This window comes from Lelliottia nimipressuralis (assembly GCF_004115925.1).
GTDB lineage: Bacteria > Pseudomonadota > Gammaproteobacteria > Enterobacterales > Enterobacteriaceae > Enterobacter > Enterobacter nimipressuralis.
On the sequence record NZ_SDDX01000011.1, the window covers coordinates 36,001 to 60,325 of the forward strand.

20 protein-coding genes, 1 other RNA gene and 1 pseudogene are annotated in these 24,325 nt (G+C 54.2%); 7 read left to right on the plus strand and 15 right to left on the minus strand.

Annotated elements, in window-relative coordinates; all coding sequences use genetic code 11:
* Window positions 1-5 precede the first annotated feature (5 nt).
* On the plus strand, window positions 6-371 hold the full coding sequence (locus tag ETG88_RS10280) for a DUF805 domain-containing protein (protein WP_102104846.1): 366 nt from the start codon (window positions 6-8) through the stop codon (window positions 369-371).
* Window positions 372-414: 43 nt separating this feature from the next.
* On the opposite strand, the gene ETG88_RS10285 is transcribed toward ETG88_RS10280, so the two are convergent.
* Window positions 415-1,314 carry a LysR family transcriptional regulator gene (locus tag ETG88_RS10285; RefSeq protein WP_100778803.1) on the minus strand — a complete coding sequence of 300 codons (900 nt, stop codon included), beginning with the start codon at window positions 1,312-1,314 and terminating at the stop codon, window positions 415-417.
* A gap of 104 nt (window positions 1,315-1,418) precedes the next feature.
* Here ETG88_RS10285 and ETG88_RS10295 point away from each other — a divergent pair, with 104 nt between their 5' ends.
* Entirely contained in the window at window positions 1,419-2,120 is a 702-nt protein-coding gene (locus tag ETG88_RS10295; protein WP_129035357.1) for a pirin family protein, read from the plus strand.
* A gap of 113 nt (window positions 2,121-2,233) precedes the next feature.
* Here ETG88_RS10295 and ETG88_RS10300 read toward each other — a convergent pair whose 3' ends face one another.
* From ETG88_RS10300 to ETG88_RS10350, 11 genes and pseudogenes are all read right to left on the minus strand, one after another.
* Window positions 2,234-2,644, minus strand: coding sequence for a Spy/CpxP family protein refolding chaperone (locus tag ETG88_RS10300; protein ID WP_100778800.1), 411 nt, complete (start codon window positions 2,642-2,644; stop codon window positions 2,234-2,236).
* A 152-nt stretch (window positions 2,645-2,796) separates the two neighbouring features.
* Complete coding sequence (pflB, locus tag ETG88_RS10305) at window positions 2,797-5,091, minus strand: formate C-acetyltransferase (protein ID WP_129035358.1); 2,295 nt, start codon at window positions 5,089-5,091, stop codon at window positions 2,797-2,799.
* A 15-nt stretch (window positions 5,092-5,106) separates the two neighbouring features.
* On the minus strand, window positions 5,107-6,315 hold the full coding sequence (tdcD, locus tag ETG88_RS10310; protein WP_129035359.1) for a propionate kinase: 1,209 nt from the start codon (window positions 6,313-6,315) through the stop codon (window positions 5,107-5,109).
* Window positions 6,316-6,345: 30 nt separating this feature from the next.
* Window positions 6,346-7,676 (minus strand): annotated as a pseudogene (tdcC, locus tag ETG88_RS10315) (threonine/serine transporter TdcC).
* 13 nt (window positions 7,677-7,689) lie between these two features.
* On the minus strand, window positions 7,690-8,679 hold the full coding sequence (tdcB, locus tag ETG88_RS10320; RefSeq protein ID WP_100780814.1) for a bifunctional threonine ammonia-lyase/L-serine ammonia-lyase TdcB: 990 nt from the start codon (window positions 8,677-8,679) through the stop codon (window positions 7,690-7,692).
* A gap of 96 nt (window positions 8,680-8,775) precedes the next feature.
* The gene (tdcA, locus tag ETG88_RS10325; protein WP_100780813.1) at window positions 8,776-9,717 is read right to left on the minus strand and encodes a transcriptional regulator TdcA; all 942 of its coding nucleotides are present in this window, start codon (window positions 9,715-9,717) and stop codon (window positions 8,776-8,778) included.
* Between the two features lie 664 nt (window positions 9,718-10,381).
* An RNA gene (gene rnpB / locus ETG88_RS10330) (RNase P RNA component class A) lies at window positions 10,382-10,760 on the minus strand.
* Between the two features lie 32 nt (window positions 10,761-10,792).
* On the minus strand, window positions 10,793-11,938 hold the full coding sequence (gene garK / locus ETG88_RS10335) for a glycerate 2-kinase (RefSeq protein ID WP_129035360.1): 1,146 nt from the start codon (window positions 11,936-11,938) through the stop codon (window positions 10,793-10,795).
* A gap of 97 nt (window positions 11,939-12,035) precedes the next feature.
* Entirely contained in the window at window positions 12,036-12,926 is an 891-nt protein-coding gene (garR, locus tag ETG88_RS10340) for a 2-hydroxy-3-oxopropionate reductase (protein ID WP_100778795.1), read from the minus strand.
* A gap of 30 nt (window positions 12,927-12,956) precedes the next feature.
* Window positions 12,957-13,727, minus strand: a complete 771-nt coding sequence (gene garL / locus ETG88_RS10345; protein ID WP_129035361.1) for a 2-dehydro-3-deoxyglucarate aldolase — start codon at window positions 13,725-13,727, stop codon at window positions 12,957-12,959.
* Between the two features lie 36 nt (window positions 13,728-13,763).
* Window positions 13,764-15,098, minus strand: coding sequence for an MFS transporter (locus ETG88_RS10350; RefSeq protein ID WP_100778793.1), 1,335 nt, complete (start codon window positions 15,096-15,098; stop codon window positions 13,764-13,766).
* A 413-nt stretch (window positions 15,099-15,511) separates the two neighbouring features.
* On the opposite strand from ETG88_RS10350, the gene garD reads away from it, so the two are divergent.
* Entirely contained in the window at window positions 15,512-17,083 is a 1,572-nt protein-coding gene (gene garD, locus ETG88_RS10355; protein ID WP_129035362.1) for a galactarate dehydratase, read from the plus strand.
* 44 nt (window positions 17,084-17,127) lie between these two features.
* Here the strand turns inward: garD and ETG88_RS10360 are convergent, their stop codons facing one another.
* Both ETG88_RS10360 and ETG88_RS10365 read right to left on the minus strand, forming a co-directional pair.
* The gene (locus ETG88_RS10360; RefSeq protein WP_129035363.1) at window positions 17,128-18,075 is read right to left on the minus strand and encodes a sugar kinase; all 948 of its coding nucleotides are present in this window, start codon (window positions 18,073-18,075) and stop codon (window positions 17,128-17,130) included.
* A 10-nt stretch (window positions 18,076-18,085) separates the two neighbouring features.
* On the minus strand, window positions 18,086-18,913 hold the full coding sequence (locus ETG88_RS10365; protein ID WP_129035364.1) for a DeoR/GlpR family DNA-binding transcription regulator: 828 nt from the start codon (window positions 18,911-18,913) through the stop codon (window positions 18,086-18,088).
* A gap of 324 nt (window positions 18,914-19,237) precedes the next feature.
* Here ETG88_RS10365 and ETG88_RS10370 point away from each other — a divergent pair, with 324 nt between their 5' ends.
* From ETG88_RS10370 to ETG88_RS10385, 4 genes are read left to right on the plus strand one after another with little or no spacing between them, the layout of a single operon-like run.
* The gene (locus ETG88_RS10370; RefSeq protein ID WP_129035365.1) at window positions 19,238-20,092 is read left to right on the plus strand and encodes a tagatose bisphosphate family class II aldolase; all 855 of its coding nucleotides are present in this window, start codon (window positions 19,238-19,240) and stop codon (window positions 20,090-20,092) included.
* A 24-nt stretch (window positions 20,093-20,116) separates the two neighbouring features.
* Window positions 20,117-21,031 carry a 1-phosphofructokinase gene (pfkB, locus tag ETG88_RS10375; RefSeq protein ID WP_129035366.1) on the plus strand — a complete coding sequence of 305 codons (915 nt, stop codon included), beginning with the start codon at window positions 20,117-20,119 and terminating at the stop codon, window positions 21,029-21,031.
* 10 nt (window positions 21,032-21,041) lie between these two features.
* Entirely contained in the window at window positions 21,042-22,454 is a 1,413-nt protein-coding gene (locus ETG88_RS10380) for a PTS fructose transporter subunit IIC (protein WP_129035367.1), read from the plus strand.
* An 11-nt stretch (window positions 22,455-22,465) separates the two neighbouring features.
* A complete protein-coding gene (locus tag ETG88_RS10385; RefSeq protein ID WP_129035368.1) occupies window positions 22,466-23,278 on the plus strand; it encodes an HPr family phosphocarrier protein in 813 nt (270 codons plus the stop codon).
* A gap of 28 nt (window positions 23,279-23,306) precedes the next feature.
* On the opposite strand, the gene ETG88_RS10390 is transcribed toward ETG88_RS10385, so the two are convergent.
* Entirely contained in the window at window positions 23,307-24,116 is an 810-nt protein-coding gene (locus ETG88_RS10390) for a DeoR family transcriptional regulator (RefSeq protein ID WP_100778785.1), read from the minus strand.
* Window positions 24,117-24,325 lie beyond the last annotated feature (209 nt).

Below are 24,325 nucleotides of genomic sequence, written 5' to 3' on the forward strand. Positions count from 1 at the left end.
TACAAATGGACTGGTATCTAAAAGTACTGAGAAATTACGTTGGGTTTAGTGGTCGTGCTCGTCGCAAAGAGTACTGGATGTTCGTTCTAGTGAACTTCATCCTCACCCTGGTGCTGGGTATCGTTGATAAAATTCTGGGGTGGGACCGCGCAGGTGGCGAAGGCATTCTCACCACAATCTACGCACTCCTGGTCTTTTTGCCGTCGCTGGCGGTACTGTTCCGCAGGCTACACGACACGGATCGTTCGGCGTGGTGGCTGCTGCTGATTTTGATCCCGATCGTTGGCTGGCTGATCATTCTGGCCTTTAACTGCCAGGCCGGTACAGCGGGCGAAAACCGCTTTGGGCCAGATCCAAAATTACAGCCGTGAGCATTGCCCGGTGACGCATCGCGATCCGGGCCTGCACGATTCACTACTTATTATGCGCGAACAGTTTTGGGATTTCGCGTAAGCACCAGGACTTGGCCTCGCCCATGCTGTCACGGCGCCATGCCATGATGATATCCACCTCGTTGGTGTATTCCGGGCTGACCACGCGCAAGCGCCCTTCGGCGATATCTTTTTCCACAAACGGATAAGGCATTGTCGCCACCCCGAGGCCCGCTAACAGCGCCTGGCGCTTGTCTTCCAGAGAGGTCACCGTTAGACGCGGCTGTTTATCCAGCAGCTGCACCGTGAGCACAGGGCGTTCACGTGCGGTATCCGCCACCGCCACGCCGCGATATTTCACACGCGTCACTTCGGATAGTGGCTCCGGCTCCTGATGAATCGGGTGATCCGGTGCAGCCACATACACGTTCATCACGCTGTAGAGTTTGCGGGAGTTTATTTCAGACGAGGAGCGAAAGTGCATATCGGGGGCGATCACAATGTCCGCCCTGCCCGTCTCCAGCCGCTCCCACGCGCCCGCCAGCACTTCGGTAATGACAGAGAGCTGCGTATTGGCTTTGGCGGCCAGGCGCTCGACCAGCGGGAACAGGGCCGATGTCGGCACCAGCGCCTCAGTGACCAGCGTCAGGTGCGTTTCCCAGCCGCGTGCCAGCGCTTCGGCGTCGGTGGTCAGTTTGTCGGCCGCCTCCAGCAGAACGCGTCCGCGCTCCAGCAGCATACGCCCGACATTGGTGAATTTTGTTCGGTGACCGGAGCGGTCGAAAAGCACTACATCCAGCTCTTCTTCCAGCTTTTGCATGGTGTAACTCAGGGCCGACGGAACCCGCCCCAGCTCGTCTGCCGCAGCGGCAAAGCTGCCACGCCGGTCTATCGCGTCCATGACGCGTAGCGCCTCAAGCGTCAATGCTCTCTCTTTTGCCATCTCGTTCTCATTCAGGAAATTTGAACATACCGGGCAGAATATCTGGCTAACAATGAAGCGTCCATACCTTTACCATTGTTTTAGTGTAAAGAGAGGTCAGTTTTATGATTACGACAAGAACAGCAAAACAGTGCGGACAAGCCGATTTTGGTTGGCTGCAGGCCCGCTACACCTTTTCCTTTGGACACTACTTTGACCCAAAACTGCTCGGTTACGCCTCACTGCGCGTGCTGAATCAGGAAGTTCTCGCACCGGGCGCTTCCTTCCAGCCACGCACGTACCCGAAAGTGGATATCCTGAATCTGATACTGGAAGGTGAAGCAGAATATCGCGATAGCGAGGGCAACCATGTCCAGGCGAAGGCGGGCGAAGCGTTGCTGATATCAACGCAGCCAAGCATTAGCTACAGCGAACATAATCTCAGCAAAGACAAGACGCTGACGCGTATGCAACTGTGGCTGGACGCCTGTCCGGAGCGGGAAAATCCGCTGGTGCAAAAGCTCAACCTGAGCGGCGACAAGCAGCAGCTGATTGCGTCCCCGGATGGCAGTCAGGGCAGTCTGCAACTGCGCCAGCAGGTGTGGCTGCACCATATCGAGCTGAAAAAAGGTGAACAGGCGAGCTTCCAGCTCCACGGGCCGCGTGCCTACCTGCAATCCATCCACGGCACGGTGCATGCTCTGACGCACACGGAAGAGAAAGAAGCGCTCACCTGCGGCGATGGCGCGTTTATCCGCGATGAAACGAACATCACGCTGGTCGCCGACACTCCCCTGCGCGCGCTGCTGATTGATTTGCCGGTGTGATATTGGTTATTTCTTTTGCGTTATCCTGGTGAATTAATACGCTCTTTTAATCAGTCCAAAAGAATAAACCATCACCTTTCTCATAAACGCCCGCGACAAACGCGGGCATCGAATTATTCGCTCAGCGCGTTCGCCATATCCGTTTTGATCTGCTTACGCTGTTCCGGCGTGAGCACCTGGCTGACATCGAAGTAGTATTTCACGCGGTAATAACGCGCCTGCTCTTCCACCTTGCTGAAGGCCGCGAGCTGGTTTTTCACCACGCTTTCATCCCATTTTCCTGCCTGGAACATATCCACCAGCGCGCCATCTTTTACGCCGGTCATCGGGATTTTGCTGACGTTATCTTCCAGTTTCTGATGCAGATCTTCAATTTTCTTCACCTGATCGTTGCTGAGCTTAAGATGCTGAACAAGGGGATCTTGTGAGGGGGACGGTGCGGCTTCAACGTTTGCCGCCTGCGCTGCAAAACTACCACCCGCCAGTGAAAGCGCGAGCAGAGCGATACGGGTCATTTTCATCATCTTACTGTCCTTAAATTGGGAGAGGGAAAAGCAGGTGCATTGTTTTTCAAGACCGGATGAAGATGTGTGATCAATTATATAAACAAATTTGTATGTGCAGCGGGCAAAAAAAAGCCCCCTTCAGCGAAGGGGGCGTGGTCAGTGGTGTTGGCTTAAATGGCCTGGGTAAAGGTTCGTGAAATAACGTCCTGCTGCTGCTCGCGCGTCAGAGCGTTAAAGCGCACCGCATAGCCCGAAACGCGGATCGTCAGATTCGGATAATTCTCCGGGTGTTCAATGGCATCCATCAGCATTTCCCGGTTCATGACGTTGACGTTCAGATGCTGCCCGCCTTCGATTGCCGCCTCGTGGTGGAAATACCCGTCCAGCAGGCCGACAAGGTTGGTTTTACGTACCCCTTCGTCTTTGCCCAGCGCCTGCGGCACAATCGAGAAGGTGTAAGAGATCCCGTCCTTGGCGTAGGTGAACGGCAATTTCGCAACAGACGTTAACGACGCTACCGCCCCTTTGCGATCGCGTCCGTGCATCGGGTTCGCGCCCGGCGCAAACGGTGTGCCGCCGCGACGCCCGTCCGGGGTGTTACCCGTTTTCTGGCCGTACACCACGTTTGAGGTAATGGTCAGAATCGACTGGGTCGGCACGGCGTTGCGGTAGGTTGGCAGCGCCTGGATTTTCTTCATAAAACGCTCAACCAAATCGCAGGCGATGCTGTCCACACGATCGTCGTTGTTACCGTACTGCGGATACTCCCCTTCAATCACGAAGTCGACGGCCAGGCCCGTATGGTCGCGCACCGGTTTCACCGTCGCGTACTTGATCGCCGCCAGGGAATCCGCTGCCACCGACAGGCCCGCGATCCCGCAGGCCATCGTACGATGCACGTCGCGGTCGTGCAGGGCCATCAGGGAAGCTTCATAGCTGTATTTGTCGTGCATAAAGTGGATAAGGTTCAGGGCGCTGATGTACTGCACCGCCAGCCAGTCCATAAAGTGGTCAAGGCTCGCCATCACGGTGTCGTAATCCAGCACGTCATCCAGCAGCGGCTCGGTTTTAGGTCCGACCTGGATTTTCAGTTTCTCATCCACCCCGCCGTTGATTGCATACAGCAGCGTTTTGGCGAGGTTGGCACGCGCACCAAAGAACTGCATCTGCTTACCAATCACCATCGGGCTGACGCAACAGGCAATGGCGTAGTCATCACTGTCGAAATCGGCGCGCATCAGATCGTCGTTTTCGTACTGCAACGAGGAGGTGGCGATCGACATCTGCGCGGCATATTTTTTGAAGGCAATCGGCAGCTGTTCTGACCACAGAATTGTCAGGTTTGGCTCCGGAGCAGGCCCCATGGTATTGAGCGTGTGCAGATAGCGGAACGAGGATTTGCTGACCAGCGTACGCCCATCCAGCCCCATCCCGCCGATCACTTCCGTGGCCCAGATCGGATCGCCCGAGAAGAGGGTGTCGAATTCCGGGGTACGCAGGAAGCGCACCATGCGGATCTTCATGATGAAATGGTCGATCAGCTCCTGAGCCTGTTGCTCATTCAGGCGCCCGGCCTTCATGTCACGTTCGATATAGATATCAAGGAAGGTCGCAGTGCGGCCCAGGGACATCGCCCCGCCGTTCTGCGATTTTACCGCCGCCAGATAGGCAAAGTAGAGCCACTGCACCGCTTCCTGAGCGTTCATGGCTGGACGTGAGATATCACACCCGTACTTCGCCGCCATCTCCTGGATTTGCAGCAGTGCGCGGCGGTGCTCAGACAACTCCTCGCGCAGGCGAATGGTCGCCTCCAGCCCTTCACCGCGCTCCATTTTCGGCTGCAGATCGGCAAACTGCAGTTCACGTTCGCGCACCAGATAGCTGATGCCGTACAGCGCCACGCGGCGATAGTCGCCAATAATACGTCCGCGCCCGTATCCATCCGGCAGACCGGTGAGCACGCCGGATTTACGGCAACGCATCATCTCCGGCGAATAGACGTCGAACACGCCCTGGTTATGGGTTTTACGCAGATGGGTGAACAGATACTCGAACTGCGGGTCCATCTCGCGTCCGTAGGCTTCAAACGAGCTGCGGATCATGTTGATCCCGCCATACGGATGCAGGGCGCGTTTCAGCGGACGATCCGTTTGCAGGCCGACGATCGTTTCCAGCTCTTTCTCAATATAGCCCGGCCCGTGAGCGGTAATGGTGGTCGCGACGTTGGTGTCGAAATCAACGGGAGCGTGGGTGGCGTTCTCCTGACGAATCCCCTCCATTACCTTCTGCCACAGCGCTGTGGTGGCTGGCGTGGCAGGCGCTAAAAAGTGCTCATCGCCCTCGTACGGGGTGTAGTTTTGCTGGATGAAATCCCGCACATTAATGCTTTCCTGCCAGTCATTTCCGCAAAAGCCGGCCCACGCGTCGCTGTAGGGAGCGACACGAATATCGATATTTACCTTCATGAGTTTCTCTCTGTGTCAGGCGATTTCCGCAGCCAGACGGACCTTTCCAAGACGGAGGGCATCCAGTGCGATCATTTTTTCTTCGTTGGTTGGGATCACGGCGCACGGCACGCGGGAGGTGTCGGCGGAGATGATGCGTTCACCCTCGCTACCAGGCAGGGCATTTTGCTGCTCATCCAGATCGATACCGAAAACCTTCAGGCGATCGGCCACCAGCTGGCGTATCAGTCTGGAGTTTTCACCAATTCCTCCCGTAAAGACCACGCCGTCCAGACGGTGCAGGGAGGCGGCGTGACCGGCGATATGGCGAGCGATGCGATGAACAAAAGTCTCAATCGCGAGGCGGGCGCGCTCGTGACCCTCGTGCCAGGCTTTTTCCAGCGTGCGTAAATCAGACGAGAGGCCGGAAAGCCCCAGCAATCCTGACTCTTTATTCACCACGCGCTCAAGATCCTCCAGCGTTTGCCCGGTTTGCTGTGCAATCCATGCCATCGCGCCAAAATCGACGTCGCCGCAGCGCGTCCCCATCACCAGCCCTTCCAGCGGCGTCATGCCCATGGAGGTATCCACGCTGCGCCCGTTACGGACCGCGCAAATCGACGCCCCGTTGCCCAGGTGTGCAATCACCAGTCCGCTATCGGCTTCGGCAATATTCAGCAGCGAATACGCCTGTTGCGAAACATAGCGATGCGATGTGCCGTGGAACCCGTAGCGGCGCACGCCCAGCTCTTCGAAGAAGCGATACGGCAGGCCGTAAAGATAGGCCTGAGGCGCGAGCGTCTGGTGGAAGCTGGTATCAAACACCGCGACCTGCTGCACGCCGGGGAACAGCTGCTGAGCCGCTTCCACACCGCTGAGATTGGCGTAGTTGTGCAGCGGGGCCAGAGGCGAAACCTGACGAATCTGATCGATGACCTTATCGGTGATCAGGGTGGACTCGCTGAACAGGCTGCCACCGTGAGCGATGCGGTGGCCAATTAAGGCCACGCTGCTCATCAAATCGCGCTTTTCCAGCTCCAGGGCGATGGCAGCCAGCGCCCCTTCGTAGTCCTTGCGAGCCAGGGTGACTGGCTCGCTCCCGTTCACGGATATAAAGGCACTTTCAGTGTTCACGCCATCTGCAATGCCGGTCATCAGCGCGTCACAGCTCGCTGCGTCCAGCACCGAAAACTTCACAGATGACGATCCACAGTTAATGACCAATACAACCGGAAATTCATTCATGTCTTCACTCCGCTCATCCTGAGCTTTGAATCAGAAAAGTTTGTATACGATATTCAGAATGGTCAGCAGGCCAATCGCCGTCACAAAGATGTTCTCGGTTCTGCCTTTGTATTTCGCAGCGCTGGCGTTTTGCGGATGGCATACATCGGCAGCAGGCACAGCAGAGAGGCGATAATCGGCGCACCCATCGCTTCAATCAGGTCCAGAATGTTCGGGTTGGCGTACGCCACGACCCAGGTGGAGCCCATGATGAAGATCATGCTGATGGTGTTCAGTTTGCCGACGGAAACTTTCTTCTTATCGCCTTTGTAGCCAAACTTCAGGACCAGACCGTTCAGCCCTTCCAGCGTGCCCAAGTAGTGGCCGAAGAAGGATTTGAAAATGGCAACCAGGGCGATGATCGACGCGCCGTACTCCAGCACGGTGGCGAAGGTCGATTTGGTCCCGGAGAGCGAAGCAAAGTGGTTGGCCAGGTAAGAAAGCACCGGTATGTTCTGCGCTTTGGCTTCCGCCATGTTCTGCGGAGAGAGTGTAAACAGGCAGCTAAAGGCGAAGAACATCACCACCGCCACCATCAGCATGCTGGCGCGACCGATGATTTTGGAACATTTCTGCTCGGTGAACTCTTTACCGAATTCGCCTTCGTACTCTTCACGTTTCGACACCACGAATGAGGAGACAATTGGCGAGAAGTTGAAGGAGAAGACCATGATGGAAATCCCCAGCCAGACGGTGACCAGAATGCCATCGTGCCCGGTGAAGGAGATGTCGCTCAGGTTAACCTGGTCAATAACCGCCGAGTTCCAGTAAGGGATCAGGGACAGGGAGATCAGCACCAGGCTGGCGATGAACGGGAAGACCAGGAAGCTCATCACTTTCACCATCAGGTCTTTACCAAACCAGATAACGAATGCCATCAGCAGCAGCAGGAACAGGGCCACAAAGCCACGGTTCAGTGCGGGAAGCTGGAGCTGGTTTTCCCAGAAGGTCATAAAGGTGTTTGTAATGGTGACGCCGTAAATCCACAGCAGCGGGCAAATCGCAAAGAAGTAGAGGAAGGTGATCACCACCCCGCCAGTCTTACCAAAATGCTCTTCCACCGTCTCGGTAATGTTGCCGGACGGATTGCTGCCGGACAGACACAGACGCGCCAGCGCGCGGTGGCAATAGAAGGCAATAGGATAGGCCAGCAGCAGCATCAGCAGAATCGGTATCAGCCCGCCAAAGCCCGCGCGAATCGGGAAGAACAGCACGCCCGCGCCGATTGCCGTACCGAACAGCCCCAGTGTCCAGGTGGTATCTGATTTTCGCCAGGAAGACGTTTTTGTCTGACTGGCAATGATAGTTTCAGAGTTGCTCATAATTTATCCTTATTTATGCATCAACGAGGCCGGTAATTTGGGAAACGCGGGAAAGGTCGATATTGCCGCCGGAAATAATACTAACCGTTTTGCGCCCCTGAATATAATGATCCAGTTTTCCGCTTAATAATGCAGCCGTTGCCAGCGCGCCAGCCCCTTCTGTCACCACTTTATTTCGTTGGATCAGCGCGACCATGCTGTTACGAATATCGTCTTCGCTTACCAACACGATGTCGTCGACTAATTCACGAACAATTTCGAAGGTTAAATTACCTGGACGAGAAACATCGCAGCCGTCGGCTAATGTGCCGGTGGTACGGTGATTCATAATTTCCCCGGCGTAGTAAGACGCCGCCATACCGTGCACGTTTTCAGACTGCACGCCGATAATATTAATGGTCGGATTGATGGATTTAATGGCCGTGGCGATCCCGGCGATTAATCCGCCGCCGCCGATAGGGACAATCACGTTATCGACATCATATAAGTCTTCGAGAATTTCAAGACCAATGGTGCCCTGTCCGGCAATGACTTTTACGTCGTCATACGGCGGAATAAAGATGCGCCCTTCCTGCTCGACGATTTCGCTGACTTTGGCGATGGTGTCGTTAAAATTCTCACCGTGCAGTACCACTTCAGCGGAGTAATCACGCGTGGCGGCCACTTTCGATTTTGGCGCGCCCATCGGCATGACAACTTTGCCGTCAATACCGAGCATGGCGCAGGAGAGCGACACACCCTGAGCATGGTTACCGGCGGAACACGCCACCACACCTTTGCGACGTTCTGCTTCGGTTAAGGAGCTTAATTTGTTAAAAGCACCGCGAATTTTAAACGAACCGGTGCGCTGCATATTTTCAAACTTCAGGAAAATTTCGCCTTTGCAGCGCTCGCTTAGATAATTAGAACGCGGCATGCCGGTTTTATAAATTTTACCAGCCAGTCGTTTGCGGGCATCTTGTATTTCTTCAATCGTTACCGGAAGATCGTAAGTAATGTGCATATAATCCTCTTTATAATAATTCATATTCTGTAAGCAAAGTCTGGGTGTCAGCGAGGGAATTCCCTCACCGGGTGTTTTAAAATGGTACGTCTCAATTCACTGTTCAGTTATGGTGAGCTGTTTTCGCCTTTCACTATTTTGCGCGGAATATTGCTTCGCCAACTCCACTAATACCGAAGCGGATTTTTTAATACGATAATTTTTTGACCAGACGGCGGCATAACGTGCAATGGGTAATTCATCTTCCACGGGCAGTACGACAAACTGGTCGGAACCGAATGGCGTAATCATGTCTCTCGGGATCACGGTGAGATAATCGGCGTTGAGAACCAGGTTATAGATGGTGACGACGGAATCAGTCTGGACGATGTTTTCGATGCTGATGTGATTGTTCTGGAGAGTGGTTAATAATTCTTTGTAGTAGCCCATATCGGTTTGCGGCATCACCCACTGCTCGTTGGTGAGCGATGCCAGTGTCGTCGTTCCGGTGCACGTTCGCGTTTTACTGGCCACCAGCACAAATTCCGATTCAAACAGCGGCTCAACGTGTAGATCCTGCAACAGCATTTCATCGCTCAGGGTGCCGATGGCAAAATCCAGTCGCCCATCGCGGATGGCAGGCAGGAACGAGGAGAGCTGTGCTTCAAACATCGAGACTCGCGCTTTCGGGAACACTTCTTTGAATTTTTTGATCATGCTGGAGAGGAACGTAAAACCGATCAGCGACGGATAGCCGAACGAAACGTCGATGACGGTGCTGAAGCTCAGGTTGTTCATCTCACTGACCATATTCTTCATTTCGCGGGTGATGGACTCGGAGTACGCGAGCAACGTTTGCCCTGCGCTGGTCAGCTTCACGCCGGTGTTCTTGCGCACAATCAGTTCGACACCAAAGTAGGATTCGATATCGTTAATGATTTTGCTGACGGCGGGTTGAGTCAGGCCAAGTTGACGGGCGGCAGAACCAATAGATCCACTTTTAATGACTTCCTGAAATACAACTAAATGTTGTGTTTTCGGTAGAATAATAGTGCTCATCATATTCTGCTCTTATTTCCTTATCCGTGGCAGGATTCTACCCATTATTGATGACGAGGGTATGTGCTGTTACTCACAGATTACTTTTTCATACCAATTGCACCCTCACAAAAACACCAATTAACTCATATAAATCATAACTTTATCATTTACCTTATCAATAAAACGTCTGATATTGATCAATAAATCTCAGGGAGATAAATTAATTTTATGGCGATAACCACGATCTATTTATGGCAATAAACCAGAGAGAATAAAGGTGATATTTCAGGCAATTAAAGGCGAATAAATAGACGTTATTTGCTTTAAACATTTTTGTATATTATCAAATAAGTTAATAAATATTTTCCCGCAGGGGAAAAAGCGTCGAGGGCATCACACATTCACAGGGCAAATGTATTGAAAGGAAAGATTTCATTAATTTATACGCCATAAAGAAGACACATTTCAGCAACAACAGCAACATCAAGTCAACACTGCAAAATGGCGATTTTTTAGCGCGTAATTTTGTGAATGCGATCTCTAATCTCGGTAAAAAAACATCATTCCGCTCAAAAGCAGTGAAATGTGCTTATTGTCGCAAAAATGGGAATTCGTTCGGTTTCACGAAGGCGATGGTGAGGAGCAAAAAGCAAAAACCCCGCCGAAGCGGGGTTTTCTTAATAGTTGAAGCTGACCGATAAGCCGGGTTCTGTCGTGGACAGTCATTCATCTAGGCCAGCAATCGCTCACTGGCTCAAGCAGCCTACCCGGGTTCAGTACGGGCCGTACCTTGTGAACCCCTATTTGGCCTTGCTCCGGGTGGAGTTTACCGTGCCACGGACTGTTGCCAGCCGCGCGGTGCGCTCTTACCGCACCCTTTCACCCTTACCTGATCCCGCTTGCGCGGGCCATCGGCGGTTTGCTCTCTGTTGCACTGGTCGTGGGTTTCCCCCCCAGGCGTTACCTGGCACCCTGCCCTATGGAGCCCGGACTTTCCTCCCCTCCGCCCGTCTCCCCCCGAAAGGGGACGACGACGAAGCGGCGACTGTCTGGTCAGCTTCGGCGCGAAGTATAGAGGGTTTAGGCGCCGCTGTCACCCTTGCGTACGCATCCCCACCTGCAAAGTCGCTGCGATGTTGCGTGACGAGCGATAAATGTTGTCAAACGCCCCACGGAAGGCCTCTTCCAGCGAGCCAATGCTGTTCAGCACGCTGAACACCGCATCGATACCGTACTGATGTACCACACCGACGTCGCTGGTCAAACAGCCTGCAATGCCGATTACTGGTTTATGGTATTTTTTGGCGACGTTCGCCACGCCAACCGGTACTTTGCCGTGAATACTCTGGCTGTCGAGCCGCCCTTCGCCGGTGAGCACCAGGGTGCAGTCGTGGATATGTTCTTCGAGGTTCAGCGCCTGGGTGACAATCTCAATCCCACTGCGCAACTCCGCGCCGAGAAACGCCATCAGCGCCGCGCCCATCCCCCCTGCCGCGCCGGAGCCTGGGACGTTTTTAACGTCAATTGACAGGGATTTCTTAATCACGTCAGCAAAATGGCTGAGATTGCGATCGAGTTCGACGATCTTCGCCTCATCGGCCCCTTTTTGCGGACCAAAAATGCGTGATGCGCCCTTCTCGCCGATCAGCGGATTGGTGACGTCACAGGCCACGCGAATCGTGCAGCCTTTTAAGCGCGGGTCCAGACCGGAAATGTCGATACTGTTCAGCGCCATCAGGTTGCCGCCGCCGTAGCCAATCTCCGTGCCGTTGGCATCACACAGCTTCGCGCCCAGAGCCTGCACCATACCGGCACCTCCGTCGTTGGTGGCGCTGCCGCCAATGCCGATAATAATGTTGCGCGCGCCTTTATCCAGCGCATTCAGAATCAGTTCACCCGTGCCGCGAGAGGTGGTAATCAGCGGGTTACGCTGCGCCAGTGGCACCAGCGCCAGGCCGCTGGCTGCGGCCATTTCGATAATCGCCGTTGCGCCATCGCCGGAGATTCCCCAGCAGGCATTCACTTTTTCGCCCAGCGGACCCGTGACAATGGCGTGTTGCTCAGTGCCCTGGGTGGCGGCAATCATCGCTTCGACCGTGCCTTCTCCGCCATCAGCGACCGGCACAGACACATACTGAGCATCAGGAAAAATTTCCCGAAAACCTTTTTCTATCGCCTGAGCTACCTCGGAGGCAGAAAGGCTTTCTTTATAAGAGTCAGGGGCGATTACGATTTTCATAGTTGTAGCCTGTTACTGCACAACGCCGGATGGCGTTTCACTTATCCGGCCTACAGGGTAGGCCCGGATCGCTGTGCGCTATCCGGGCAGAACGTCATTAGCGAGTGACTTCCACTTTCGCCAGTTTTTCGTAGTAGCAGGCAATGGCGCTATGGTCCGCCGTTCCCAGACCATCGGCGCGCAGGGCCTGCATCATCTCCATTACCGCTGCGGTCAGCGGCAGCTGTGCGCCGACGCCATGGGAGGTGTCCAGCGCGTTAGCCAGATCTTTAATGTGCAGATCAATGCGGAAGCCCGGCTTGAAGTTGCGATCCATCACCATCGGCGCTTTAGCATCCAGCACGGTACTGCCCGCCAGACCGCCGCGAATGGCCTGATACACCAGATCCGGGTTCACGCCCGCTTTGGTCGCCAGCGTCAGCGCTTCAGACATCGCGGCAATGTTCAGCGCGACGATCACCTGGTTCGCCAGCTTGGTGACGTTACCTGCACCGATTTCACCCGTATGTACAACGGAACCGGCCATCGCTTTCATCAGATCGTAATATTTGTCGAAAATCGCTTTATCACCGCCCACCATCACCGACAGGGTGCCGTCGATGGCTTTTGGCTCGCCGCCGCTCACCGGCGCGTCCAGCATGTCCACGCCTTTCGCTTTCAGCGCTTCGCTGATTTCGCGGCTCGCCAGCGGGGCGATAGAGCTCATGTCGATCAGTACCAGGCCCGGCTTCGCGCCTTCGATCAGGCCGTTTTCACCCAGCGCCACTTCCTGCACATGGGGTGAGTTCGGCAGCATGGTGATAACCACATCGCACTGCTCGGCAATCGCTTTTGCCGTAAGCGCCGTTTCGGCACCGGCGGCAATCAGCTCCGCAATGACTTCTGGATTACGGTCAGAAACCACCAACGAGTAACCTGCTTTGATGAGGTTTTTACTCATTGGTTTACCCATGATACCCAGGCCAATAAAACCAACTTTCATTGTCATAACGTTCTCTCTCTCACGTGTCGATGGTGGTTATTTTTTAAAGGAATCCGCTAATTTCTGCGTTGCAGAGCGGAAGACGCCGAGGTCGCTGCCGACGGCCACAAAGGTGGCGCCCCACTCCAGATAGCGGCGGGCATCGGCCTCGACCGGCGCAAGAATGCCGCACGGTTTGTTGTGTGCTTTGGCTCGAGCGAAAATGTGCTGAATGGCGCGTTGCACGTCCGGGTGGTTGGCATTGCCGAGGTGGCCCAACGCCGCAGCCAGATCGCTTGGGCCGACAAAGATGCCGTCCACGCCGTCGGTGGCAGCGATGGCATCCACATTGTCCACGCCATGCTGGCTCTCAATCTGAACCAGAATGGTGATGTTCTTGTTGGACTGCGCAAAGTAGTCCGGCACGGTGCCAAACATGTTGGCGCGATGGGAAACGGACACTCCGCGAATGCCTTCCGGCGGATAGCGGGTCGACGCCACGGCCTGCACCGCCTCTTCCACATTTTCCACAAACGGGATCAGGAAGTTATAGAAGCCGATATCCAGCAGGCGCTTAATAATCACCGGTTCGTTGGTCGGTACACGCACCACCGGCGCGCTGTGGCTGCCCTTCAGCGCCATCAGCTGTGGAATAAAGGTGCTGATATCGTTCGGCGCATGTTCACCGTCGAGCACCAGCCAGTCAAAACCAGCCAGACCCAAAACCTCGGTGCTGATTGGGCTTGCCAGCGCAGACCAGCAGCCAATCTGAATCTCTTTCGCCGCCAGGGCCGCTTTAAACTTGTTCGGGAAAATATCGTTACTCATCGCTTTTACCTTCAATGATTCGTGATGTAGAGGCGCTTATTTCTGCAATTCCATACGCTTGATGTCACCCACTACGAACAGGTAGCAGAACATCGCCATCAGCGCAGAGCAGCCAACGAAGACCAGCGCCGCATTGAATGAATGCAGTTCACTCACCAGATAACCAATCACCAGCGGGGTGACAATCGACGCCACGTTACCGAAGACGTTGAACACGCCACCACACAGGCCCACAATCTCTTTTGGCGCGGTATCGGAAATCACCGGCCAGCCCAGCGCACCAAAGCCTTTTCCGAAGAACGCCAGCGCCATCAGCGCGACGACCAGCACCGTGTTATTGGTGTAGTTGCACAGGATAATGGAGGACGCCAGCAGCATACCGAGCACAATCGGCAACTTACGCGCCAGGGTGATCGACTTGCCGGTTTTAATCAGATGATCCGAGAACACACCGCCCAGCACGCCGCCCGCAAAACCACACAGCGCCGGGATGGAGGCCACGATGCCGACTTTCAGAATCGACATTCCTTTTTCCTGCACCAGATAAATCGGGAACCAGGTGAGGAAGAACCAGGTAATGGTGTTGATAAAGTATTGACCAAAAAATACGCCCAGCATCATGCGGTTGGTCAATAACTGTTTGATGTAATGCAGCTTTGGACCACTCGCCGCTTTATCGCCCGGCTTTTTATGATCCATATCGACCACTGCGCCACCGTCAGAGATAAACTTCAGCTCCTCGGCAGACATACGCGGGTGATCGGTGGGGTTATGAATGAACTTCACCCACATCGCCGTCAGGATGAAACCAATGACACCCATCACGGTGAAGACATGTTCCCAGCCCCACGCGAAGGTCAGCCAGCCGAGCAGCGGAGAGAAAAGTGCCAGCGAGAAATACTGCGCGGAGTTAAAAATCGCCGAGGCGGTGCCGCGCTCTTTGGTCGGGAACCAGGCCGCCACAATACGGGCGTTAGCCGGGAACGACGGTGCTTCGGAGAAACCGAGCATAAAGCGCATACAGAACATGGAGATACCGGCCCACGCCAGCGGGAAGAGATCGACAAAGCCCTGCAGGAAGGTAAACAGCGACCAGAAAAACAGGCTATAGGTGTAGACTTTTTTCGAGCCAAATTTGTCCAGCAGCCAGCCGCCGGGGATTTGCATCAGCAGATACGCCCAGCCAAACGCTGAGAAGATGTACCCCATGGATACGGCGCTGAGCTGCAGCTCTTTTGCCACTTCTGTCCCGGCAATCGACAGCGTGGCGCGGTCAGCGTAGTTCACTGCCGTCACAATAAATATAATCAGTAATATTAAATGGCGGGTATGAATACCCTTTTTCGTTTCTACAGCTGTTTCCAGTGACATGTTTATTTCCTCAGGCACATCGATCTTGGTATTTTTATTATTTTGGAAAAGTCTTTACTGATTATTTATCGATAGCAGGCAATATCCGTTAATTAACCAGATGCAATGAAATCGTGATTAAGTATAAACATCCGTTCGCCCCCGCACATTGTCGCATCGCTCAATTATCACCGCCTTCATGAACATTATTTTGAGCATATGCACAATCGCATGGGCGCTGATGCACAGATTTACGCATTGCCTGCCAGCTGGCGCGGATGCAGGTTTCGCGGAGTGATCTCAGTCACATTTTTATCTTTCGACTCCTGACATTCTTTATTCAAGAAGGCAGCGTCTTTATTTCTGACAATAAGAAAATAAACACTCTCTTAACTGCATTTAATATCTAAAGTTTTACTGGAGAATAATGAGCAATGGCCGACATCGAAATTCGACAAAAGTCGCCGACGGCGTTCTATATTAAGGTACACGACACGGATAACGTGGCGATTATTGTTAACGACAATGGCCTGAGAGCAGGAACACGCTTCCCCGATGGCCTTGAACTCATCGAACATATTCCCCAGGGCCATAAAGTCGCGCTGGTCGATATCCCTGCCCACGGCGAAATCGTCCGTTACGGGGAGGTCATCGGCTACGCCGTGCGGGCGATTCCGCAGGGCAGCTGGATTGAGGAGTCACTCGTTGAGCTGCCGAAAGCCCCGCCGCTGAATACTCTGCCGCTGGCAACGCGCGTACCGGAACCGCTGCCGCCGCTGGAAGGCTATACCTTCGAAGGTTATCGCAACAAAGATGGCAGCGTTGGCACCAAAAACCTGCTCGGCATTACCACCAGCGTGCATTGCGTGGCGGGTGTGGTGGATTACGTGGTGAAAATCATCGAACGCGATCTGCTGCCGAAATACCCGAACGTCGACGGCGTGGTGGGTCTGAACCACCTGTACGGCTGCGGCGTGGCGATCAACGCCCCGGCCGCTGTGGTACCCATCCGCACCATCCATAATATCTCCCTCAACCCCAATTTTGGCGGCGAGGTCATGGTGATTGGCCTGGGCTGCGAAAAACTTCAGCCAGAGCGCCTGCTGCAAGGCACTGACGATGTGCAGGCGATTGCCGTGGATGACGCCAGCATTGTGCGTCTGCAGGATGAGCACCACGTTGGCTTTAAATCCATGGTCGACGATATTCTCCAGGTCGCCGTGCGTCACCTGGAAAAGCTGAATAAACGCCAGCGCGAAACCTGCCCGGCGTCTGAACTGGTAGTCGGCACCCAGTGCGGCGGCAGCGATGCTTTCTCCGGTGTGACCGCCAACCCGGCTGTCGGCTACGCTTCCGATCTGTTTGTGCGCTGCGGCGCTACGGTCATGTTCTCGGAAGTGACCGAAGTGCGCGATGCGATCCACCTTCTCACCCCGCGCGCCATCAACGAAGAGGTGGGCAAGCGCCTGCTGGAAGAGATGGCCTGGTACGACAACTATCTCGATATGGGACAGACCGACCGCAGCGCAAACCCGTCGCCGGGTAACAAAAAAGGCGGGCTGGCGAACGTCGTCGAAAAAGCCCTTGGCTCGATTGCGAAATCCGGCCAGAGCGCCATCTCCGAAGTGCTTTCTCCGGGTCAGCGCCCGACCAAACGCGGCCTGATTTATGCCGCTACGCCTGCCAGCGATTTTGTCTGCGGCACGCAGCAGGTAGCCTCGGGGATTACGGTGCAAGTGTTCACTACCGGGCGCGGCACGCCGTACGGGCTAATGGCGGTTCCGGTGATCAAAATGGCGACCCGCACCGAGCTTGCAAACCGCTGGTATGACTTAATGGACATCAACGCCGGGACCATTGCGACGGGTGAAGAGACGATTGAGGACGTGGGCTGGAAGCTGTTCCACTTTATTCTGGATGTCGCGAGTGGCCGTAAAAAAACCTTCTCCGATCAATGGGGATTACACAACCAGCTGGCGGTGTTTAACCCGGCTCCAGTGACCTGATTTTTACTCCTTAACAGCATCCGTAGGTTGCGCAAGCGCAGTGCCTACGGATGCTTTTGCATAAATTCCGCTATTTGCGCCTTCGTCGATGTACCTTCCATCGGCCCACGCTGTGAAATCGCCAGCGAACCGCTGGCATTAGCCCATTTTAGCGCCGTCTCTGCTGGTTTTCCGGCCAGGAACATTGAGACGAAGGTCGCGCCAAAGCAGTCACCGGCTCCCGTGGGGTCAATCACCTCGACCGGATATCCCGCCACATGGTGTTGTTCGCTGGCACTGTAATAGCTGGCGCCCCGTGCTCCACGTTTAATCACCACGTGCCCCACACCGCGTGCCAGAAGTTTATCCACCCACTTTTGTTCCTGCTGACCTGCGCTCAACCCAAAGTAATCCAGCTCACCGTCGCTTGGCAGGAAAATATCGGTGTAATCCAGAATGTATTCAAAGGCCTGGGACATCTCGGGAATATTCAACATTTCTTTGCGGATATTCGGGTCGAACGACACAGTGCCATTGCGTGATTTAACGTTCTCAATCGCTTTGCGCATGGCGTCGACCATCCGGAAGGAGAAAAGCGATGAGCCCATAATATGGAAATGATTACAACGATTAAGCAGGGATTCATCGATATGATCGGCAGTCAGCAGCCCGCAGGCACTGTTGGGCATATTAAAGATAAAGTCACGCTGCGCCTGGCTGCGGTAGCTGACGAAAGCGCTGCCCGTCGTGGCTTTACTCAGCACCGAAATGCCGCTGACATTCACGCCATCCCGGGCCAGACGAGCAATGTTCATCTCGCCAAACGCGTCATTTCCCACGCAACTGAAGAGCAGGGAGTCGTAGCCGAGACGCGCAACCTGATCGGCAAAAATGGCCGGCGCTCCGCTAGGGTACGGGCCCCAAAACTCACCGGGACGAGAAAAGCCCTGGTTAGCCTCTTTTGCCAGAAATTCGACCAGTAATTCACCGATCGTGCAAATGGTGACGTTCATCTTCGCTCCTTCACTTCACGTTCTGCAAAGCGGGGTTAAGCCAGGTCAAACATTCATTGTTGGTGTAGCTATTGGTCATTCCGGCCGCCTGCAATCGCGTATGGTACTCTGCCGCCACCACCTGCGGTGTCACAACACCTGCCAGCTGCTGCAAATTGCCAACCGCAAACCGTGTTTCACCGTATACCGGGCGATGTGGGATCACAGCAATCACCTGCGGGCATACTGCCAGTAATGCAGACAACAGCTGCGCACGGGCTTCGCTAGTGACGCTAATGATTCCATTTTCACCGACATAATCCACGACAATCAGTGCCCGATCCGGTTGATGCTGGCGCAAGGAGGCTATCGCGATATCCCCCTCGGTGGAGTCTCCTGAGGAGGAAAGCTTCCCTCCCAGCAGCACGTGCTCACCGCAGAGAAACTCGCTGGTAAAAGTCACATGGTGTAAATCATTAAATACCAGGCTCAGCGCTTCATGCTCCGCCAGAAAAGGAATGGATTTGCGCAGGATAGGTCCTACGTCCAAAAATAAGATCTCGTTTCCTGCTGTCAGTGCTGCCAGCTGGCGCGCCATTTCGGTTTCCAGCGCTTTATCTGATGCCACCGGTTCGCGTTCGCGCACGGGCGCCCCCCCTTGCTGCGCCGTGTAAATGGCGCCACCAAAAGAGCGTTTAAGATAACCTTGCTGCTCAAGATAATTAAGATCGTTGCGGATAGTGACACCCGATACCCCTAGCATATCGGCCAGGTCATCAACTTTAATCTCACCCTGCTTACGGACAATCTCCGCAATATCTAAACGCCTTTTTAGCAGGCTGGTTGACGGTTTTGCCACAATTTAGAACCTTATAACGAATAGATCACGAGAGCTGGAATAACTTTCATTTTGAAATTTCCCCCAGAGCATGTCAAACACCCTGCCATGACTCTCCTGGTTATTCATCAAAACAATCTCTTTTTCAAAGCATTGCCAGGCTATCCGGTCCTTAATTTACGTTTACAGATGAAACATAACAACCCCTCTTAACTTTCATTTTTTAAAATGGATCATCGTTATGTGCTTTTGATCACAACAGATACCGGTGAGGATCATTACATTACTTTCAAAACGAAGGCAATTAACACAACATGAGTTTAATTTTGAAAGTAAGGGGAGAAGATGTACATCATTTCAAGTAAAAATATGCTGTTGAAAGCGCAGACCCATGGTTATGCCGTTCCTGCATTTAATATTCATAATCTGGAAACCATGCAGGTGGTGGTGGAAACCGCCGCAGAAATGCGCTCGCCGGTCATCCTCGCCGGGACGCCTGGCACCTATCACTACGCCGGGATCGGTAACGTGATCGCCATTGCCAGCGATCTGGCAAAGCTGTGGGATCTGCCCCTGGCAGTGCATCTCGATCACCACGAAACGCTCGATGATATTCGCCTCAAGGTCCAGGCGGGGATTCGCTCAGTGATGATCGATGGCTCGCACTTTCCCTTTGAAGAGAATGTGGCGATAGTGCAGCAGGTGGTCGCCCTCAGCCATCGCTATGATGCCAGCGTGGAGGCAGAACTCGGACGGCTGGGCGGTGTGGAGGATGATTTGGTGGTGGATGCCAAAGACGCCCTTTACACCCATCCGGATCAAGCGCGCGAATTTGTCGAGCGAACCGGGATTGATTCTCTGGCGGTTGCCATTGGCACGGCTCATGGCCTGTATCACGCCGAGCCAAAGCTCGATTTTGAACGTCTCGCGGCTATTCGTCATTGTGTCGACGTGCCGCTGGTATTGCACGGCGCCTCTGGTCTGCCGGACGCAGATATCCGCAGAGCCATTTCCCTTGGCGTATGCAAAGTGAACGTCGCGACGGAACTGAAAATTGCCTTTGCCGATGCCCTCAAACATTACCTACAGGATCATCCAACCGCTAACGATCCTCGCCACTACATGCAGCCCGCAAAAGCGGCGATGAAAGAGGTTGTTCGCAAGGTGATCCACGTTTGTGGGTGTGAAGGACAGCTGTAATTCCTGACATGAAGGAGCAAAGTCGTGATCTATACGCTGACGTTGAATGCCGCTGTTGATATGAATATTTTCAGCGCCCCCCTGCGACCGGCGATCGTTAACCGCACGCAGCACACGGAGTATTGCCCAAATGGAAAAGGCGTCAATGTTTCGCTGGTTCTGCAACACTTCGCCACACCGAGCCATATTCTTGGCATTTTCGGCGGCTTTACAGGCCGCTACATCGTTGACCAGATCCGTCTACGTAAAATAGCGATCACCCCGGCGTGGGTCAGTGAACCCACGCGCATCAACGTCTTTATTCATGATGGTCAGCAGGAGTACAAACTCGTCAACCCAGGAACCTGGATCGATGATGAATGTAAACAGCAGATCCTTGATCACCTCTCCCCCCTGCAAAACGGCGATTATCTGGTGATAAGCGGCAGCCTTCCACCGGGTATTGAAAGTCGCTATTACGCAGAAATCATGGCGCTTTGTCAGCAGAAAGGCTGCGAGGTGATCCTGGACATCAGCCATCCGGCGCTGCGCCAGCTTCTCGAATTCCAGCCGCTATTGATCAAACCGAACGATGATGAACTGCGTGAGATCTTTGGCCTCAGGGTGGATTCACCGGAGACGTTAAAACAAGCCATGAGGACGCTCCACCAGCTCGGGGCCCGTCACGTGCTGCTGACCCTTGGCGCAAGAGGGATGTTTTTTTCCGATGGACAATCGCAATGGTTTTGCCCGGCCCCTGCGATTGCGCTTATCAGTTCAGCCTGTGCGGGTGATGCTGCCCTCGCCGCTTTTCTTAGCGTCTGGCTGCCCGGCGGCAGCGTGCTTGACGCGCTCACGCTTGCCAGCGCGACGGGCGCAGACGTTGCAGGCTCCGCCGGATTAGGTCTGCTTAATCGTATAGAACACCTACGCACACACCTCAAAGTCGTCACATTATAAAGGTCTGAAAATGAAAAAAATCATTGCAGTGACCGGCTGCCCTACCGGTATCGCGCATACCTTCATGGCGGAAGAAGCCCTGAAAACAGCCGCGAAGAAGCTGAATATTGCGATAAAAATTGAAACCAACGGTGCATCCGGCGTGGAGAACACTATCACTTCCGACGATTTAACCGACATTTACGGGGTCATTATCGCTGCCGATAAAGACGTGAACGCTGATCGTTTCAACGGGCTCCCTGTGCTGGAGGTGCCAGTCAAAGAGGCTATTCACCATCCCGCCGATCTCATCAATAAAGTGGTCCATGGACAGGCAGCAATTCGCCAGGGGAACTGCGCTTTAAACGTCACTAATGAAGTTCAGGCCAGCGAATCTGTCGGCAGGCAAGTCTATAAGCATCTGATGAGCGGTGTATCGAACATGCTGCCATTTGTGGTGGCGGGCGGGATCCTGATTGCGATCTCCTTCCTGTGGGGCATCTTCTCTGCCGACCCGAACTCACCGCAGTACAACGTTATCGCCGCCACGCTGATGAAAGTAGGCCAGCAGGCATTTTCAATTATGGTGCCGGTCTTTACGGCCTACATTGCCTACTCTATTTCCGGGCGACCGGGGTTGGTGGCCGGGTTTGTCGGCGGCCTGCTTGCCAATGCTACCGGGGCCGGATTCCTGGGCGGGATTATCGCCGGTTTTGCCGCAGGCTATTTTATGCTACTGGTTCGCCACTGGCTCGAAGGTCTGCCACGCCAGTATGAAGGGCTGAAATCCATTTTCATTATGCCGCTGGTCGGGGTACTGGTCATTGGCGTACTAATGGTACTTCTCGGTAAACCGGTCGCAGCCATTAATACGGGCATGATGGCCTGGCTAAGCTCTTTGCAGGAAGCCAACCCAATTCTGCTGGGGATAGTGGTCGGTGCCATGTGCTCCTTCGACTTCGGCGGCCCGGTCAATAAAGCGGCCTATGTAACCGGTACACTGCTTCTAGGACAAGGTAACTACTTCTTTATGGCGGGTGTCTCCGCCGCGTGTATTACCCCCCCGCTGGTGATTGCTCTGGCCACGACTTTCTTCCCGAAAGGGTTTAGTGAAGAAGAACGCGCCGCCGGGATGGTTAACTATATCCTTGGCTGCACGCACATCACCGAAGGGGCGATCCCCTTTGCCGCGAAAGATCCTCTGCGCGTCATCCCGATGATGATGATCGCTTCGTCGATCTCCGCAGTACTCAGCTATAGCCTGCACATTCAGGTACCTGCCCCGCACGGTGGCTTCTTAATTCTGCCATTAGTGAGCAAACCTCTCGCCTGGGTGCTGTGCATTCTCGCCGGATCGGCCTGCGGCGCTGTGATGCTGGGTGTGTGGCGCCTGTGGCAAAAACGTGCTCAGGTTCACGCTTCACTGGCGAATGCGATCAAATAAGGAGAATAACGATGGAACTGACCCAGAGCGATATCCAGTTTAATCACCATATTCATAGCAAAAGCGAAGCGCTGCGCGCCGTTTCTGCCGCGCTGGAGCTGGCAGGACTGGCCCGGAGCGACTACCTGGCAGGGCTGGAAGCACGCGAACAGCAAATCAGCACTTTTCTTGGCAATGGAATCGCCATCCCACACGGCACACCCCAGAGCCGCGATGCAGTGCTCAAAACCGGCGTCAGTGTATTGGTCTGCCCACAGGGCGTTGACTGGGGCGAAGGACAAACGGCGCGGCTGATCGTCGGTATCGCTGCACAGGATAACGAACATCTCGATATTCTCCGCCAGCTAACTCACGCTCTTGGCGACGACAATGTCCCTGCCGCTCTCGCCCGTGCTACCACGCCGCGAGAAGTGCTGGACGTCCTTGCCGGAAATTACACAGCGGAAGAGACGAATAATGACGAACAGCTGACGTTTGATGAAGAGGCCACTTTCACCCTGCGCAATCCGCATGGTCTTCATGCCAGACCGGGCGCAATCCTGGTGAAAACGGTCAAACAGTGGCCCGCAGAAGTATTCGTGGAAAACCTGGATACGCGTTCACCCGTAGTCGATGCCCGTAATCTGATGCGCGTCGTGTCTCTGGGCGCGAAACAAGGGCATCGTTTGCGGTTCAGGGTGAAAGGAAAAGAGGCTCGCGCCGCGTTACACGCGATCGGCGAAGCCTTTGAAGGGGGTTTGGGCGAAATGGCCGCGCACCCGCAGCATCTGGATAAAGAACCTGTCAGGACGAAACGCGGCTGGTTATCACGGCTGTTTGGCTAATAGAGATGAGCGTAGGCCTAACCTGCGCTCACTCTTTTACCCGCACCACTTCAATCCCCGAACGCTGAAGCTCCTGTAAGCTCTCAGCCGGAATACCTTCGTCGGTGATGATCATATCGATACGCGGGGTATCGATGATTTTATGCAGGCTTGAGCGATTGAACTTGCTGGAATCGGTCACCACGATTATCCGCTCCGCCACTTCGCACATCTTACGGTTCAGCCGGGCTTCATCTTCATTGTGTGTACTGACGCCACGGTCCGTATCGATAGCATCCACCCCCAGGAACAGCAGATCGAAATGGTAGTTTTGCAGCGACTGCTCAGCCTGATCGCCGTAGAACGACTGCGACTGACGACGCAGATGCCCGCCGGTCATCAGCAACTCGACGCCTTCCGCTTCCAGCAGCGCATTCGCCACGTTCATGCCGTTGGTCATGGCGATCACGTCCGTATGTTGGCGTAACATGCGCGCAATTTCATAGGTCGTGGTGCCGGAGTCGAGAATGATGCGGTGACCTGGTTTGATCAGATTGGCTGCCGCCTGGGCGATGCTGCGTTTGACCGCCGTATTGAGTGAGCTTTTATCTTCGACGGAAGGCTCCAGCCCCGGCGTGTTGCCATCGCAGATCAGCGCGCCGCCGTAGGCACGAACGGCGATACCCTGTTTTTCCAGGAAAGCGAGATCGTTGCGGATCGTCACCGTTGATACGCCATACAGCAGCGAAAGATCGTTCACCTGCACGCTACCCTGCTGCCGCAACCTCTGGATAATTTGTTCACGCCTTTCGCTGGTGCCGGTCACACGTTTCTCCGTGGAGGATTCGGTGCTGCTCATGCGAGCTCCTTTAAGAAAATCTTTCGTTTCATTTCGTTTTATCTATTAACGCCTTTCTTTTAGGGGAATGCAAGCCCCATCCCGCTTCCGACATCCTATTCTCTTCGAGCTGAAACCTTTCATTATGTTTCTTTTGTGAAACAGATCGGAAAACCATTATCTTTCGTTTTATTTTTATAAGACCATCACGCAGTATAAAGTGAAATAAA

Coding starts and splice junctions, on each gene's coding strand:
- ETG88_RS10280 (WP_102104846.1), top strand. CDS start 6: ATGGACTGGTATCTAAAAGTACTGAGAAATTACGTTGGGTTTAGTGGT.
- ETG88_RS10285 (WP_100778803.1), bottom strand. CDS start 1,314: ATGGCAAAAGAGAGAGCATTGACGCTTGAGGCGCTACGCGTCATGGAC.
- ETG88_RS10295 (WP_129035357.1), top strand. CDS start 1,419: ATGATTACGACAAGAACAGCAAAACAGTGCGGACAAGCCGATTTTGGT.
- ETG88_RS10300 (WP_100778800.1), bottom strand. CDS start 2,644: ATGATGAAAATGACCCGTATCGCTCTGCTCGCGCTTTCACTGGCGGGT.
- pflB (WP_129035358.1), bottom strand. CDS start 5,091: ATGAAGGTAAATATCGATATTCGTGTCGCTCCCTACAGCGACGCGTGG.
- tdcD (WP_129035359.1), bottom strand. CDS start 6,315: ATGAATGAATTTCCGGTTGTATTGGTCATTAACTGTGGATCGTCATCT.
- tdcB (WP_100780814.1), bottom strand. CDS start 8,679: ATGCACATTACTTACGATCTTCCGGTAACGATTGAAGAAATACAAGAT.
- tdcA (WP_100780813.1), bottom strand. CDS start 9,717: ATGAGCACTATTATTCTACCGAAAACACAACATTTAGTTGTATTTCAG.
- garK (WP_129035360.1), bottom strand. CDS start 11,938: ATGAAAATCGTAATCGCCCCTGACTCTTATAAAGAAAGCCTTTCTGCC.
- garR (WP_100778795.1), bottom strand. CDS start 12,926: ATGACAATGAAAGTTGGTTTTATTGGCCTGGGTATCATGGGTAAACCA.
- garL (WP_129035361.1), bottom strand. CDS start 13,727: ATGAGTAACGATATTTTCCCGAACAAGTTTAAAGCGGCCCTGGCGGCG.
- ETG88_RS10350 (WP_100778793.1), bottom strand. CDS start 15,098: ATGTCACTGGAAACAGCTGTAGAAACGAAAAAGGGTATTCATACCCGC.
- garD (WP_129035362.1), top strand. CDS start 15,512: ATGGCCGACATCGAAATTCGACAAAAGTCGCCGACGGCGTTCTATATT.
- ETG88_RS10360 (WP_129035363.1), bottom strand. CDS start 18,075: ATGAACGTCACCATTTGCACGATCGGTGAATTACTGGTCGAATTTCTG.
- ETG88_RS10370 (WP_129035365.1), top strand. CDS start 19,238: ATGTACATCATTTCAAGTAAAAATATGCTGTTGAAAGCGCAGACCCAT.
- ETG88_RS10380 (WP_129035367.1), top strand. CDS start 21,042: ATGAAAAAAATCATTGCAGTGACCGGCTGCCCTACCGGTATCGCGCAT.
- ETG88_RS10385 (WP_129035368.1), top strand. CDS start 22,466: ATGGAACTGACCCAGAGCGATATCCAGTTTAATCACCATATTCATAGC.
- ETG88_RS10390 (WP_100778785.1), bottom strand. CDS start 24,116: ATGAGCAGCACCGAATCCTCCACGGAGAAACGTGTGACCGGCACCAGC.